General features: G+C 66.7%; 15 protein-coding genes and 3 pseudogenes. 5 read left to right on the top strand and 13 right to left on the bottom strand.

What is annotated here, in order from left to right:
- Nucleotides 1-76: 76 nt before the first annotated feature.
- From ACIP1U_RS15180 to ACIP1U_RS15160, 5 genes are all read right to left on the bottom strand, one after another.
- Nucleotides 77-1,054: a Bug family tripartite tricarboxylate transporter substrate binding protein gene (locus ACIP1U_RS15180; RefSeq protein WP_400316254.1), complete on the bottom strand. Its 978-nt coding sequence runs from the start codon at nt 1,052-1,054 to the stop codon at nt 77-79.
- 537 nt (nt 1,055-1,591) lie between these two features.
- Complete coding sequence (locus ACIP1U_RS15175; RefSeq protein WP_400316253.1) at nt 1,592-2,446, bottom strand: IclR family transcriptional regulator; 855 nt, start codon at nt 2,444-2,446, stop codon at nt 1,592-1,594.
- A gap of 93 nt (nt 2,447-2,539) precedes the next feature.
- Nucleotides 2,540-3,265, bottom strand: a complete 726-nt coding sequence (locus ACIP1U_RS15170; RefSeq protein WP_400316251.1) for an SDR family NAD(P)-dependent oxidoreductase — start codon at nt 3,263-3,265, stop codon at nt 2,540-2,542.
- 372 nt (nt 3,266-3,637) lie between these two features.
- The gene (locus tag ACIP1U_RS15165) at nt 3,638-4,387 is read right to left on the bottom strand and encodes an SDR family oxidoreductase (RefSeq protein ID WP_400316249.1); all 750 of its coding nucleotides are present in this window, start codon (nt 4,385-4,387) and stop codon (nt 3,638-3,640) included.
- Between the two features lie 2 nt (nt 4,388-4,389).
- Nucleotides 4,390-4,932 (bottom strand): 2,4'-dihydroxyacetophenone dioxygenase family protein, encoded by a 543-nt coding sequence (locus ACIP1U_RS15160; RefSeq protein ID WP_400316247.1) that lies wholly within the window; start codon nt 4,930-4,932, stop codon nt 4,390-4,392.
- 236 nt (nt 4,933-5,168) lie between these two features.
- On the opposite strand from ACIP1U_RS15160, the pseudogene ACIP1U_RS15155 reads away from it, so the two are divergent.
- From ACIP1U_RS15155 to ACIP1U_RS15135, 5 genes and pseudogenes are all read left to right on the top strand, one after another.
- A pseudogene (locus ACIP1U_RS15155) lies at nt 5,169-5,353 on the top strand (IS110 family transposase); the annotation flags it as partial.
- A 33-nt stretch (nt 5,354-5,386) separates the two neighbouring features.
- A pseudogene (locus ACIP1U_RS15150) lies at nt 5,387-5,659 on the top strand (MFS transporter); the annotation flags it as partial.
- 42 nt (nt 5,660-5,701) lie between these two features.
- The gene (locus ACIP1U_RS15145) at nt 5,702-5,998 is read left to right on the top strand and encodes a hypothetical protein (RefSeq protein WP_400316246.1); all 297 of its coding nucleotides are present in this window, start codon (nt 5,702-5,704) and stop codon (nt 5,996-5,998) included.
- The gene (locus tag ACIP1U_RS15140) at nt 5,995-6,219 is read left to right on the top strand and encodes a hypothetical protein (RefSeq protein ID WP_400316244.1); all 225 of its coding nucleotides are present in this window, start codon (nt 5,995-5,997) and stop codon (nt 6,217-6,219) included. The genes ACIP1U_RS15145 and ACIP1U_RS15140 overlap by 4 nt, the downstream gene beginning before the upstream one ends.
- A pseudogene (locus ACIP1U_RS15135) lies at nt 6,204-6,770 on the top strand (peptidase dimerization domain-containing protein); the annotation flags it as partial. The gene ACIP1U_RS15140 and the pseudogene ACIP1U_RS15135, both read left to right, overlap by 16 nt.
- Here the strand turns inward: ACIP1U_RS15135 and ACIP1U_RS15130 are convergent.
- The 8 genes from ACIP1U_RS15130 to ACIP1U_RS15095 form a co-directional block, all read right to left on the bottom strand.
- Nucleotides 6,685-7,812 carry a pyruvate kinase gene (locus tag ACIP1U_RS15130; RefSeq protein WP_400316630.1) on the bottom strand — a complete coding sequence of 376 codons (1,128 nt, stop codon included), beginning with the start codon at nt 7,810-7,812 and terminating at the stop codon, nt 6,685-6,687. The pseudogene ACIP1U_RS15135 and the gene ACIP1U_RS15130 sit on opposite strands and share 86 nt — an antisense overlap.
- A gap of 101 nt (nt 7,813-7,913) precedes the next feature.
- Nucleotides 7,914-8,729, bottom strand: coding sequence for a shikimate dehydrogenase family protein (locus tag ACIP1U_RS15125; protein ID WP_400316243.1), 816 nt, complete (start codon nt 8,727-8,729; stop codon nt 7,914-7,916).
- A gap of 24 nt (nt 8,730-8,753) precedes the next feature.
- Nucleotides 8,754-9,743 (bottom strand): 2-hydroxyacid dehydrogenase, encoded by a 990-nt coding sequence (locus ACIP1U_RS15120; protein WP_400316241.1) that lies wholly within the window; start codon nt 9,741-9,743, stop codon nt 8,754-8,756.
- 20 nt (nt 9,744-9,763) lie between these two features.
- Nucleotides 9,764-10,708 (bottom strand): sugar kinase, encoded by a 945-nt coding sequence (locus ACIP1U_RS15115; RefSeq protein ID WP_400316239.1) that lies wholly within the window; start codon nt 10,706-10,708, stop codon nt 9,764-9,766.
- On the bottom strand, nt 10,705-11,502 hold the full coding sequence (locus ACIP1U_RS15110) for a sugar phosphate isomerase/epimerase family protein (RefSeq protein ID WP_400316238.1): 798 nt from the start codon (nt 11,500-11,502) through the stop codon (nt 10,705-10,707). Before ACIP1U_RS15110 ends, ACIP1U_RS15115 begins: the two co-directional genes overlap by 4 nt.
- Complete coding sequence (locus ACIP1U_RS15105) at nt 11,499-12,233, bottom strand: amino acid ABC transporter ATP-binding protein (RefSeq protein WP_400316236.1); 735 nt, start codon at nt 12,231-12,233, stop codon at nt 11,499-11,501. The genes ACIP1U_RS15110 and ACIP1U_RS15105 overlap by 4 nt, the downstream gene beginning before the upstream one ends.
- Nucleotides 12,220-12,870: an amino acid ABC transporter permease gene (locus tag ACIP1U_RS15100; RefSeq protein WP_400316234.1), complete on the bottom strand. Its 651-nt coding sequence runs from the start codon at nt 12,868-12,870 to the stop codon at nt 12,220-12,222. Before ACIP1U_RS15100 ends, ACIP1U_RS15105 begins: the two co-directional genes overlap by 14 nt.
- Entirely contained in the window at nt 12,867-13,625 is a 759-nt protein-coding gene (locus ACIP1U_RS15095; RefSeq protein ID WP_400316232.1) for an amino acid ABC transporter permease, read from the bottom strand. The genes ACIP1U_RS15100 and ACIP1U_RS15095 overlap by 4 nt, the downstream gene beginning before the upstream one ends.
- Between the last annotated feature and the right edge of the window lie 9 nt (nt 13,626-13,634).

Below are 13,634 nucleotides of genomic sequence, written 5' to 3'. Positions count from 1 at the left end.
TGAGTGGAATTGCTGGTCTCGTTATGCGTGGCGCGCGCTACTGACGCACTGCCGCGCCAAGGTTGTTCATCAGCCCTTACTGCTTCAGGCCGACCTTCGCGATCAGCGACTTGAAATAGGCGTTGTCTTTCGCCACGGCGGCCTTGAACTCGTCCTGGTCCGCGTAGGAGAGTCCCAGGTTCTGCTTGTCCATCATTTCCTTCAGCGCGGGCTCGCGAACGGTCTGGGCGATTGCCGTGCGCAGCACGTTGACCACCTCCGGCGGCGTGTTCAGCGGGACGGCGATGCCGCGCCATGTGCCGATCGACAGGTCCACCTTGCTTTCCTTCAGCGTCGGCACGGTCTCGAAGCCTTTGACCCGCTTGTCCGACATCACGGCCAGCGTCTTCAGCTTGCCCGCCGCGACATACGGATAGACTTCGGCCGGGCTCACGGTCACGGCGTCGATATGCCCGCCGAGCAAGGCGAGCACAGCGGGGTTTCCGCCCTGGAACGGGATGTGGTTGAATTTGGTGCCAGTCTTGTCTTCCAGCGCTGCGGCGGCCAGATGCCAGATCGATCCGTTGCCCGCGTTGCCGATACGGAGCGTGCCCGGGTTCTTCCGTGCCGCGTCGAGGAGGGCTTCCACGGTCTTGTAGGGCGAGTCGGCGCGCACGGTAATGGCCGAAGGATCGGCATTCAGGCGGGCTACCGGCATCAGGTTCTCGTACGTCAGTTTGGTCAGCCCGAGATGCGGAACAATGGCGATGTCGGCCGTCAGCAGGGACAGCTTGTAGCCGTCCGCCTTCGCGTTGGCTACCTCAGCCCAGCCGATCGCGCCGCTTGCGCCGGGCTTGTTAATCACAATGATGTTCTGGGGTAGGTGCTTGCGCGCCGATTCCGCGAACGCGCGCGCCAGCGCATCGGTGCCGCCGCCGGCCTGGAACGGTACGACCAGTTCGATATTGTGGTTGGGGTACGCCGCACCCTGCGCATAGGCGCCGGTGCTCGCGCTTGCCAGTAGTGCCGCGCCGCACAGCAGGCCGCAATAGAAGCGGGAGGTGATGGGTTTCATGGGGGCTTGTCTCCGTTTCGCAGATTGGACTGGATGGGGTTTAGCGAGACCGCCTGACCGCCGGTCCTGCTAAAACATGTCCATATAATGGACTATATGACTACAATATGGATAGAGTTTAAGAGAACGGCTGCCGCTACGGAAAGCAGGGTTTTCCCTTTGGCAATGGACTAATCAGGCCGTCGCTGAAGGAAAGGCAACGCAAAGGACAAAAGTGCCGGGCGGCATGCACGCGGCCGGCACTGACGCAACGGTCTGGGGGAGCGCACTGGCGATCGGGATGAGATGCAGCGCTGGCGACGCCGCGCCGCGATGCTGGGTGCAGGCTGGAGAGCAACGCGCTGGAGGCCGCCGGCAAGCGCCCTCGGTCGGCTGACAACGTCAAACCGCGCGTGTTGTCTCCACTCTCACAATGATGTGAGAGAGGCGGGGAACAGGGCTGGAGTGTCCATGAAATAAGGGCCGTCGCTCTTGCAAGCGCCGGCCCTCTCATCCAATCCCTCTCCCGCGAGCGAGAGAGAAGCGCAAAACTCAGCGCTACAGCAATTCGCCTGGCACAGGCCCGATCGCAGCGCTCACCGCCTGGCATGCCTCGCGCAGTGGCTTCACATAGGTGTCGAGCGGCGTATCGCTGCGCCGGAACAGCGGGATGCTGACCGAGATCGCCGCCACTGGGGTGCCGTCGTGCCCGAGGATAGGCGCGCCATAGCAGAAGATTTGCGGCTCGTTCTCTTCGCGATCCTCGGCATAGCCGCGTGCGGCAGTCTCTTCCAGTTCCAGGCGCAATTGCTTGCGGTCGGTCACGGTGTTGGGCGTGAAGCGCTCGATCTTGACCTGCGCCAGCAAGGCGTCGCGCTGTGCTTCCGGCAAGGCCGACAGGTAAGCCTTGCCCACGGAACTCGAGTACAGCGTCACGCGTGTGCCGATGCGCGAAGCCATGCGTACCGCCTGCGGGCTTTCCAGCTTCTCGATATAGACCATGCCCAGTTCGCTCGGCACGGCCAGGTGAACGGTCTCGCGCGTGGTATCGCGCAACACCTTGAGCGCCTCGGCAGCCGCGATGCGCAGGTCCGACCGGCCCCAGCTGCGGCTGGCAAGGCTGATCAGGCGCGGACCGAGCGTCAGCGCGCCGGTGCGCGGATTTTCGATGACGAGGCCCTCGCTGATCAGCGCGCCAACGATGCGGTAGACCGTGGGACGGGGATAGCCGCTCGCGCGGCTGAGCTGGGCGATGGTCTGCGGTTCGGTGGCATCGGCCACCAGTTGCAGCACTGCCATGAACTTGGAGAACGCCGCTGTCCCGGTGGCCTTGGCCGATTCCTGGGGTTCGGTGGGCTCGGCCGGCGCCGCGGAGGTGCCGGCTGAGCGTTTCAGTGAAGCAGGCTTGGGCATGAGAAGAAGAGCGCGAAACTATCACGGCGATTATAGCGGAGGCAGCATGCGCGCCCTTGCCATCCGCATTGGGCCGGCAAGCGTCCTCGGGCATCAGGCGGTCAGGTATCCGCCATCGACAGGTACTACCGCACCGGTCATGAACGCCGCAGCCGGCGTTGCCAGGAACACCGCCACGTCGGCAACCTCAGCGGGCGTGCCCCAGCGCTTCATCGGCGTGCGTTCCAGGATCGTGGCCGAGCGGCCGTCGTCGTCCTGCAGGGCCTGGGTCAGCGGCGTGGCGATCCAGCCCGGAGCGATCGCATTGACTCGGATGCCGTCGGCCGCATAGGCGATCGCCAGCGACTTGGTCAGTTGCGCGACGCCCCCCTTGCTGGCGCTGTAGCCCGGCACCAGCCCGCCGCCAAAGAAGCTGAGCATCGACGCGGTGTTAATGATGCAGCCGTGTGCGGCACGCAGGCGCTCGCGGGCGGCGGCACAGACGCGCATGGTGCCGGTTAGGTTGATATCGACCACCTGGGCGAATACGTCCGGATCGAGCTCGGCCTCGCGGCGGATCACGCCGGCACAGTTGACGACGATATCCAAGCGCTCGAATGCGCCAACCACCGCTTTTACGCTGTCGTCGCTGCTGACGTCGAGGCTCACCGTGCGCACGCCCGGCGGCGGCTCGGGCGTGCCGGCCGGCGCCGGCAGGCCGGCGGCGGTGACGCTGGCGCCAAGCGAGGCGAGGCGGGCCGCGATGGCAGCGCCGATGCCGGTGGTGCCGCCTGTGACGAGCGCAGTCTTGTGTTGCAGCAGGTTGGATTGATAGGTCATGGATCAGGCTCCAGAAGCAGAGGGCTGGCCGAGCGATGCCGCGGCATCGTGCTCGCCGATCGGCTCACGCACGACCAGCAGGTAGATAAATGCGGCCACCATGGCCATGGCGGCGCTGATCAGCAGCGAGCGTCAGGAACACGATGGCGATCCATTGCACGCGCTGGATACGGCTGGTCTTTCGCGACGGTTTCTGCAAAGGTTCCTGCGAAGAGGGGGGGTCATAGTTCAAATCGGCATGGGGTGCGCCTGCGCGCAGCGCATGCCTTGTCTCCTGCGATTTCTGAATCTGCGGAATCCACCGGCCGCGCGCGCGGGGCGTGTGGCCGGTGGATTTGCTGCTTGTGCCGCGCGGATCGCGGCTGCCGGAGATCAGTATGTGGCCCGGCCGCCAGACAGGTCGAACACGGCGCCGGTGCTGAACGTGCACGCACCGCTGCACAGCCATAGCGCGAGCCCGGCCACTTCATCGGCCGTGCCCAGGCGCGACATCGGGCTCTTGTCGATCATGGTCTGCACATGCGCGGGCGACATCTGCGCCAGCAGCGGCGTTTCGATCGCGGCCGGGGCGATGGCATTGACGCGGATCTCGGTCTTCGCCAGTTCCTTGCCCAGCGACTTGGTCAACGCGATCACGCCAGCCTTGGCGGCGCTGTAGGCCGAGGCATTGGGCGTGCCTTCCTTGCCAGCCAGCGAGGCGATGTTGACGATGCGCCCGTAGCCGGCCGCGCTCATCAACGGGACCACATGCCGGCAGACGCGATACACGCCGGTCAGATTCACGTCGATCACGCGCTGCCAGACCTGCGGGTCGAATTCTGCAAGCGGCATGGTCGGTCCGGCAAAACCGGCGTTGTTGACCAGGACGCCGATGCCGCCGAATCGATCGCGTGTGACCGCAGCGGCGGCCGCGACGGCAGCATCGTCGGTCACGTCCACACGGATGCCGGCGATGCCGTCTGCGTCCGGTGCGGCCTGCAGGTCCCAGTTGACGACCCGCGCGCCGGCCCGGGCCAGATCGCGCGCGACCGCCAGCCCGATGCCGCCGGTGGCGCCGGTAACCACGGCCACCGTGCCGGTGAAGTTGTAGCGGGCGGTGCCGCCTTGCGTGCTGGCCGCCATGGTCACCTCACGAACTGGTCGACATAGCCGGCGCCCAGGCCAACGGCCTCATAGTGCTTGCGGCACATGTCCAGCTTGGTGAATACGTCCTCATAGCCCATCGGCTTGCCCCAGGGATCAACGTAGTACATCACGCCGTTGACCTGGAACATCGTGATCATTTCCTCGACGTCCTCCGGCACATAGAGCGTGTGCGTCTCGCCCGGCGGCTCGAACACGTAGCTGCCTTCGGTGGCGATCCAGTCGTGCTCCAGGTAGCGCCATTTGCCCTTCAGCACCATGCCGTGCACGGCTTGAGGATGTCGGTGGCGCGACAGCACGCCGGACTTGCGCACGCGCAGCAGGTTCATCCAGTAGCCCTGCGACACGTTCAGGCACAGCGGCCGGAACCACACGTTCTCGGCCTGCGGCACCCAGACGCGCTCGTCCTCTGGAATCGCGGTGGGAACAACGATTTCTTGGAGCGCTTCGGGCGGGTTGGGGTACTGGTAGGGCATCCGGGCCGGGTTGCCGCTGGCGTCCAGCCGCGCTTCATTGCTTTGCATGGGGCTTCTCCTGTCTATAATATGGACATATAGTCCTCAATATGGACAAATTGTCGGAGCAATCGGAAGGCGTGTCAAGCAATTGCCGGAATGAGGTGGAAGTGGGGATTGCGTCATCTGAGAATGTGCTGGCGGCATCCGAAGCTCCCTGTGTACTTCGCGGCCAACCTGCCCGATGCGGTCAACATGTTCGCCGGCTTCCCACTGGGATTTGCCATATCGGGCATGATCGGCGGCTTCGGCGCGCTAACTCGGCGCTCGGCGCGTTCTACCGGCGGCTGTGCGCCCGCATGGACAAGCCGCGCGCCAACACGGCGGTCGCCCACAAGCTGGCGCGTATGGTCTACTTCATGCTGACCCGCGGCGGACCTTCGTCGATCAGGGCCAGCAGCGCTATGAAGAACCGCAGCGCCAGCGCAGCGATGAGCAACGCTGCCATGGTCGCGCTTTACGCGCGCGTGTCTCAGTCGCGGCTGCCGGGTGCATGGTGTGCTCACCGCTGTTCTGGAGCCTGCCGACCGCCTTCCTGGAGGGCCGCAGCGCTGCCGCCGGCATTGCCGCGATCAACTCCTTTGCCGGACTGGCGGCCTTTGCCAGCCCCTATGCCATCGGCTGGATCAAGGACCTGACCGGCTCGACCGACTGGGGCATGTACTTCCTCGCCTCGTTCACCGTGCTCGGCGCTTTGCTGGTGTACAGGGTGCCGGCCACGCTGGTCAACCGCTGAGCCGGGCCACTGCCCTAGATACTGTTCAACGGAGATTCCAGCATGACCAGCGACGTGATCGCACTGACCCAAGAGATGGTCCGCATCCCCAGCTTGTCCGGCAAGGAGGGCGAGCTTGCAGGACTGCTTGCCACTCGCATGCGTGAGTTTGGATTCATCTCTGTCAGCACCGACCGCAACGGTTCGGTGCTGGGGCTGATCGGCCCCGAAGACGCCGAGGTGGCGCTGCTGTTCGACGGCCATATGGATGTGGTGCCGGTGGCCGGCAGCTGGCGCTTCGATCCGTTCGGGCCGCCATTCATGACGGCAGGCTGTATGGCCGCGGCAGCACTGACATGAAGGGCGGCATTGCCGCCGCCATCTGCGGAGTGGCCGCCGCCGCGCGCGAAGGAACGCTGCGGCGTCGGGTTGCGGTCTCGGCCAGTGTGTTGGAAGAAGTGATCGAAGGGCATGCGCTGTCGACCGTGCTGGATACCTGCAGGCCCGCCGCCGTGGTGATCTGCGAGCCGTCCAAGCTGCAGGTCAAATCCGCGCAAAGGGCCGGTTGGAGTTGTTGCTGACGTTCCACGGCAAGCCCGCGCATGCGGCTTCGCCCCACTTGGGCGTCAATCCGTTGCTTGCCGCGGCACGGGCGCTGATTGCGCTGGAATCGCTAGTGCTGCCCACGGACCCGGTGATGGGGCCGGCCTTGCTGGTGCCAACGGATATCGTTTCGTCGCCGTATCCATCGATCTCGATGATCCCGCTGTCTGCCACCATCCGCTTCGACCGGCGCACGCTCAGCGGCGAAACGCAGGAGGACGTGCTGGGTGAGGTGCGTGCGTGCCTGGATGCGCACGGGCTTCGTGACTACACACTGGCAGTCTCCGACGATGCGGTGCAGACTTTCACCGGGGAGCACTCCAGGCCGGTTCGGTGGCTGCCTGCCTGGCAGCAGGCGGACGATACGCCCCTGGTGCGCGCGGCAGTCCAAGCAGTGACCCAGGCCGGCATGGAGCAACGCGTCGGCGCCTGGCCGTTCTGCACTAACGGGTCGGAATCCGCGGGCCGCCGCGGCATTCCGACCATCGGCCTTGGCCCTGGCTGCGAGGAAGACGCGCATACGATCGATGAGTCGATCGCACTGGACCAGCTTGAAGGCGCGCGTGAAATCTACAGGAACCTCGTGCTGAGCCTTGCCGGACAGGCATGAAGGGCAGGGCGCAGCGGCATGTCACGCTGTCGCCGGCATGGCCTGTCGCACCAACCAACTCCTCATCGCCCGCGCCGCCGCCAGCTTCATCCGGTCGCGCGGCCACACCACGAAGTAGCCGCCGCCAAGGCTGGCGCCGCAGGCGCGCCAGCGGCTTGCCGGCCTCGCGGCAGAGGCGGGTGAGGCGTTTCTGGATCGCCGGCACTTCCTCGGGCGGCATTTCCACGCCCAGGTCGCCGCGGGCCACCATGATGCCGTCGGCCGCGCCGACGATGGCCTCGATGTCGGCCAGCGCCGCGGGCTTCTCGATCTTGGCCATGATCGCCATGTCCTTGCCGACGATCGCGCGTACCTCTTCAATATCGCGTGCCGACTGGACGAAAGACAGGGCCACCCAATCCACCCCGAGCGTCATGCCGAAGCGCAGGTCACGCTGATCCTTCTCGGTCAGCGCCGACAGGTTCAGCGCGCAGTCCGGTACGTTGACGCCTTTGCGGTCGGACACGGTGCCACCGGTCTCCACGATGGTTTCCGCGAAGTCGGGGCCGCCTTCGCGCACCCGCAGCCGCACGCGCCCGTCGTCGATCAGCAGCGCGTGGCCGGGCCGCAGCGCTTCGAAGATCTCGCGGTGCGGCAGGTGGGCGACGTGCTGGCTGCCCGGTACGGCGTCCAGCTGCAGGCGGAACGGCTGCCCGGCGGTGAGCCGGACCGGGCCGCCGGGGAAGGTGCCCAGCCGCAGCTTGGGGCCCTGCAGATCCAGCAGCACGCCGGCGGGCCGGCCGGTCAGCGCTTCCGCCTCGCGGATCAGCGCCAGCCGGGCCTGGTGGTCCTCATGGGTGCCATGGCTGAAGTTCAGGCGGAAGGTATCGGCACCGGCCTTGAAGAGCTGGAGGATGACTTCGGCAGTGGAAGAGGCGGGGCCAAGCGTGGCCACGATCTTGGTGTGTCGCTCGCGTCGCAGGGTCATCGGGAGACTCCGTGGAATGCGGGGCAGGGGATCAAAAGCGGGTGGGTTTGGGTCATCGGAGTGTGAGCGTCAGGAGGCAAGGGGCGGCAGAAGGCTTAAGACAGGCGGGCAATTTCCTCTAGCAGCGCGGTCTCCATCGCCTCGATCGGCGCGCGTGCGCAGCCGGTGTAGAACTCGACCTGGGCACATGCCTGGTGGAGCATCATGCGCGTGCCGTCGATCGTGCGGCAGCCAAGCGCGGCAGCATCCCGGATCAGCTTGCTCCTGACCGGGATGAAGGCAGCGTCCATGACGATCAGGTGCGCGGCGAGCTGTCCGGCGACCGGGTTGACATCGGGGGCGCGAAAGCCCGCGGCGGTCGCGTTGGCAAGCATGTCGAAGTCCGCCGCGCGGAAGTCCGTCAACCCGCCGCCAAAGCGCAGGCCAAGCGAGCCGGCCAGTTCTTCGCCGCGCGCCGCCGTGCGGTTGAATACGGTCACGCTGGCGCCGGCCTCGCGCAAGCCATAGGCCATCGCCCGCGCCGCGCCGCCCGCGCCCAGCAGCGCAATGCGCTGGCCGGCCACATTCGTCACCTCCTGGAAGGCCCGCACGGCGCCGATGCAGTCGGTATTGTAGCCGGTCAGCATGCCATCGAGATTGTTGATGGTGTTGACCGCGCCGATGGCGCGGGCGGTCTCGTCGAGCCGGTCGAGGTGCGGGATCACGGCCTGCTTGTGCGGCATCGAGACATTCATGCCGCGCACGCCGAGCGCGCGGATCGACTGCACGGCGCCGGCCACGTCCTGCACTCCGAAGCACACAAAGGTGTAGTCGATCCCGAGCGCCCGATAGGCGGCATTGTGGATGCGCACATTGAAGGTGAAGGGCTCGCCCATGATCGAGCCGCACAGCGTGGGAATGGAGCCGGGCATTGCGGGGTGTCCTTGCGAGGAAAATCAGGCGGCTGCCTGGGCGGCAAAGGCCGCCAGGTCGAAACGCGCGGCGGGTTGCCGCCCGGCGAGCGCATCCAGCAGGTTGCACGTGGCCAGTTCGGCCATGGCGCGCCGCGTCTCATGCGTGGCCGAGCCGATATGGGGCAGGGCGGTCACCGTGGGATGGCGGCGCAGCGGCGAATCATGCGGCAAGGGCTCGGTGGCGAAGACATCCAGCCCGGCCGCGCGCAGGTGGCCGCTTTCCAGCGCAGCGAGCAGCGCGTCTTCCTGCACGATCTGGCCGCGGGCGCCGTTGACGAAGATGGCGCCTCGCTTCATCAGTGCGAACTCGCGCAGGCCCATCAGGCCACGCGTGCTGTCTGTCAGGGGCAGCGTGACGGCGACGATATCGGCGCGCCGCAAGGCATCGTCGAGATCCGTCCGGGTCGCGCGCCCCACCAGATCGGGCGGCTCCACCGCCGTCTCGTTGACATAGAGCACCTCCATGCCGAAGCCGAGCGCCGCGCGTCGCGCCAGGGCCTGGCCGATGCGGCCGAAGCCCAGGATCGCCAGGGTCTTGCCGTGCACGTCCCAGCCGAACAGGCTTTCGCCGATATTGGCGGTCCAGCGGCCTTCGCTGACATGGGCCGCCAGCTCGACCAGGCGGCGGCTGGTGGCCATGATGAGCGCGAAGACGGTGTCGGCGGTGGTTTCGGTGAGGACGCCTGGCGTGTGGCACAGGGTGATGCCGCGCCGGTGCAGGCAGGGGAGGTCGTAGTTGTCGACGCCCACCGAAATGCTCGAGATCACCTCCAGCTGGCCGGCTCCGGCCAGTTCTGCCTCGCCCAGCTTCACGCTGGAGCCGATCAGGCCGTGGGCGTTTGCCAGCGCGGCGCGAAAGGCCGGCCGCTGTGCCGGCTGGCGCGGGTCGGCCACGATCACGTCGTGCTCCGACTCGATCCTGGCGAGCAGGTCCTCAGGGATCGGGCGGAACACCAGTACATTCTTGCGCATGGGTAATCCTCGCTGTGGCGTCACAAACTGGCCGCCGCCAATTGGGCATGAGTGGGGAGGCCTTCGCTGTCGCCCCGCACCTGCACCGCTCGCGCGCCGATCCAGGCGCCGCGCCGGACGGCTTCGCCCACAGGACGGCCTTCCAGCAGCGCGCTGATCACGCCCACGGCAAAGCCGTCACCGGCCCCGACGGTGTCGACAACGCGCTCGACGTTGAAGGCCTCGACATGGCCGCTGCCCGCCTCGCCATCGAAGTAGGCGCCATCGGCGCCCAGCTTCACCACCACCAGCTTCGCGCCGCGGGCGCGGTAGAAGGCGGCGATGCGCTCCGGCTCGGTGTGCCCGGTGAGGAAGCGGCCTTCCTCGATGCCGGGCAGCACCCAGTCGCACTGTTGCGCCAGGTCGTTCAGCGTCTCGCGCATCAGCTCGGGCGTGGCCCACAGCGTGGGCCGCAGGTTGGGATCGAACGAGATCGTGCGGCCGGCGGCGCGCATGGTGGCGATGGCCTGGCGCGTGGCGGCCTGCGTGCCCACAGCCAGCGCGGGGAACACGCCGGTGACGTGCAGGTGCCGCGAGCGCCGCAGCCAGCTGTCGTCGAGGTGCTCCGGGTTCATGCGGCTCGCGGCCGAGCCGCGGCGGTGGTACTCGACGGGCGGGTCGCTGCCGTCGTCGACCCGGCCCTTGAACTGGAAGCCGGTGCGCTCGCCGGGTTCGCACACCACCTGGCTGCAATCCACGCCTTCGCGCTGCATTTCGCCGAGCAGGTAGCGCGCCATCGAGTCATCGCCCAGCCGGCTGGCCCAGCCGACCTTCAGGCCCAGGCGCGACAGGCCGATGGCCACGTTGGTCTCGGCGCCGGCGGTGCGCTTGTGGAAGGTCTGCGCGCCTTCGAGCGGCCCGGCTTCGCCGGCCACCAGCATCAGCATGGCCTCGCCCAGCGTGACCACGTCAAGATCGGGACTCATGCGGGAACCTCCACCGAACGCAGCAGTTCGACATGACGGCGCGTGACCTGCACCAGGTCATCGCCTTGCAGCGGGAATTCGATCGCACGCGCAACGTGCGTGGGGAGGCGGCGCAAGACGCTGCGCCAGGGTGCCGCCGACTGGTCAAGCGGCACCGCGATCCATTTGGCGGGCGTGCGCTGCACGCCCTTGCAGTGCACGTAGCCGACGTTGGCGCCGAGAACCTGCGCGGCGTCGAACGGGTCTTCGCCGGTCCAGTGCCAGTTGCCCATGTCGAAGGTCATCGGCACGCTCTTGCCGAGCGTCGCGAGATGCGTGAAGAAGTCGCGCAGTGGCGGTACGGTGCCGGCCCGGGCGGTCTGGTCGTTCTCCACGACGAGTTCGATGCCCTCGTGCCGCAGCCAGGGAAGCAGCGCTTCCAGCGCCGTGCCTGCCCGATAGCCGCCAAGCGACATCTTGACCCGGGTCGCACCAAGCGCCAGCGCGGTCGTGAAGGCGCGGTCGAGCGCGGCGGCATCGAGGCTGCCAGCGTCATTCCACAGGCCCTCCGGGCTGGACCAGACCACGCTCAGTCCATGCTCCCCGGCGACCTCGCGCTGTTCAGTGACTTCCTCCTTGTGTCCGCGCTGGAGTTCGCCGCGGAATTCCACGCCGTCCGCGCCCGCTGCCGCGGCAATCCGCGCCAGCGCAGCCTGGCCGTCGCGCAGGGCGAGGTCGGCACCATAGGCCGTCAGTGAGATCAGGACCGGCGGGCGTGAAGTGCCATCTGCACCCTCTGCATGCCACTGGCTCATTTCAGTGCTCCCGCGCTCAGGAATTGCTGCAGCTCCGGTGTCCGCGGCTGCGCGAACAGCGCCTTCGACTGCCCTGCCTCGTGCACCTTGCCCTGGTGCATGAAGATGGTGGTATGCGCCATGCGGCGCGCGAATTCCATTTCATGCGTGACCAGCACCATGGTCATGCCGGAGGCGGCCAGGTTCTCCATGACCCGAAGCACTTCCGCCGTCAGCTCGGGATCGAGCGCGGAGGTGACTTCGTCGAACAGCATCACCTTGGGTTCCATCGCCAGCGAACGGGCGATGGCCACGCGCTGCTGCTGGCCGCCCGACAGTTGCTCGGGGTAGCAGTCCTTCTTGTCGAGCAGGCCGACCTGGGTCAGCACCTGGGCAACGATGCCGTCGATCCTGCCTGCCGCCATTTTCTTCACGATAGCCGGCGCCAGCGCAATGTTCTGGCCGACTGTCAGGTGCGGAAACAGGTTGTAGCTCTGGAACACCATGCCCACGTCGCGGCGCAGGTCGAGCAAGCGCTTGCGGTCGTGATCCAGCTTGTGCCCGGCGACGGTAATGTTGCCGGCATTGATCGTCTCCAGCCCATTCAGGCAGCGCAGCATGGTGCTCTTGCCGGAGCCGCTGCGGCCGATGATGGCGACCACCTGGCCCGGCTCGATCGCAAACGAAACGCCCTTGAGGACTTCGACGTGGCCATAGGACTTGTGCACGTCCTGTGCTTCAACGATTGACATGGAGCCTCCTTTCCATGCGCCGGGCTGCCGCGGACAGCGGGAAGCAGAGCGCGAAGTAGATTAGTGCGACGACGACGAAGACCGCGAAGGGCTGGAAGGTCGCGTTGTTGATCAGCTGGCCGGCGCGCGTCAGTTCGATGACGCCGATGATGGAAGTGATCGAGGTGTTCTTGACCAGCTGGACCGAGAACCCCACTGTGGGCGGCAAGGCCAGCCGCACGGCCTGCGGCAGCACCACGTAGCGCAGCTGCTGCCAGCGGGTGAGGGCGAGCGCTTCGCTGGCTTCCCACTGTCCTTGCGGCACGGCCTCGATGCAGCCGCGCCAGATCTCGCCAAGATAGGCGCTGGCGTAGATCGACATCGCGAGCATGGCCGCGACCATCGGCGACAGCTTGAGCCCGAGCACGGAGAGTCCGTAGTAGCTCAGGAACAGCACGATCAGCACGGGCGTCCCTTGCACGACCTGGATATAGATCGTGCTGGCCAGGCGCAGGAGCGGGCTTCTGGAGGTACGCGCCAGCGCCACCAGGAAACCGGCCAGCGTGCCGCCAACGAAGGCGAGCAAGGTCACCCACAGCGTCCAGCGCGCGGCCAGCAGCAGGATTTCAAGATGATTCCAGGAGAACTCGGTGATCATTTCGCGCTCCCTGCAACGGCTGCCGTCAGTTCCGCCCGCGCCAGCGGCACGACCGGGGCCGTGCGGGCCAGCTTTCGGGCGCGCGCCACCGCGCGGCGCCGCTTGAACACCAGCTTGCCGATCAGGCCGAAGATGGCGCGCAGCAGCAGTGCCAGCCCGATATAGACGAACATGACCAGGATGTAGCTCTCGAAGGTGCGGAAGGTCTGTGAATCGACCTGGCTGGCAACAGCCGTCAGTTCTTCCACCGAGATCGTCGACACCACGCTCGATGTCAGCATCATCAGCGTGAACTGGCTGGTCAGCGCCGGATAGACCTTCTCGAAGGCCGGCACCAGCGCGACGTGGCGGATCAGTTGCCAGCGCGTCATGCCCAGCGCGGCGGCGGCTTCAAGCTGCGAGCGGTGGACCGCCTGCAGGCCGGCGCGGATGATCTCGGTCGAATAGGCGCCGAGGTTGACCGTCATCGCAATCAGCGCGGCGGTGACGGCATCGATCTGCAGCCCCACGGTCGGCAAGCCGAAGAAGATGATGAAGAGCTGGATCAGGAAGGGCGTGTTGCGGATGGCTTCGACATATGCCCTGGTGGCGCGCTGCAGCCACGGGCCGCCAAAGGCGGCAGCAATGGCGCCGGCGGTGCCCACCAGGGTGCCGAGGAGGATCGAGCCGAAGCTGAGCGCCAGCGTCATCGCCGCGCCGTCCGCGAAGCGATCCAGCTGCGACAGCACCGGGGCCCATTCGAATTGATAGTGCATGCAAGTCTC

This window comes from Cupriavidus sp. NPDC089707 (assembly GCF_044748965.1).
Taxonomy (GTDB): domain Bacteria; phylum Pseudomonadota; class Gammaproteobacteria; order Burkholderiales; family Burkholderiaceae; genus Cupriavidus.
The sequence above is the reverse complement of the archived record's forward strand: the minus strand, read 5'-3'. Positions and strand labels throughout refer to the sequence as shown.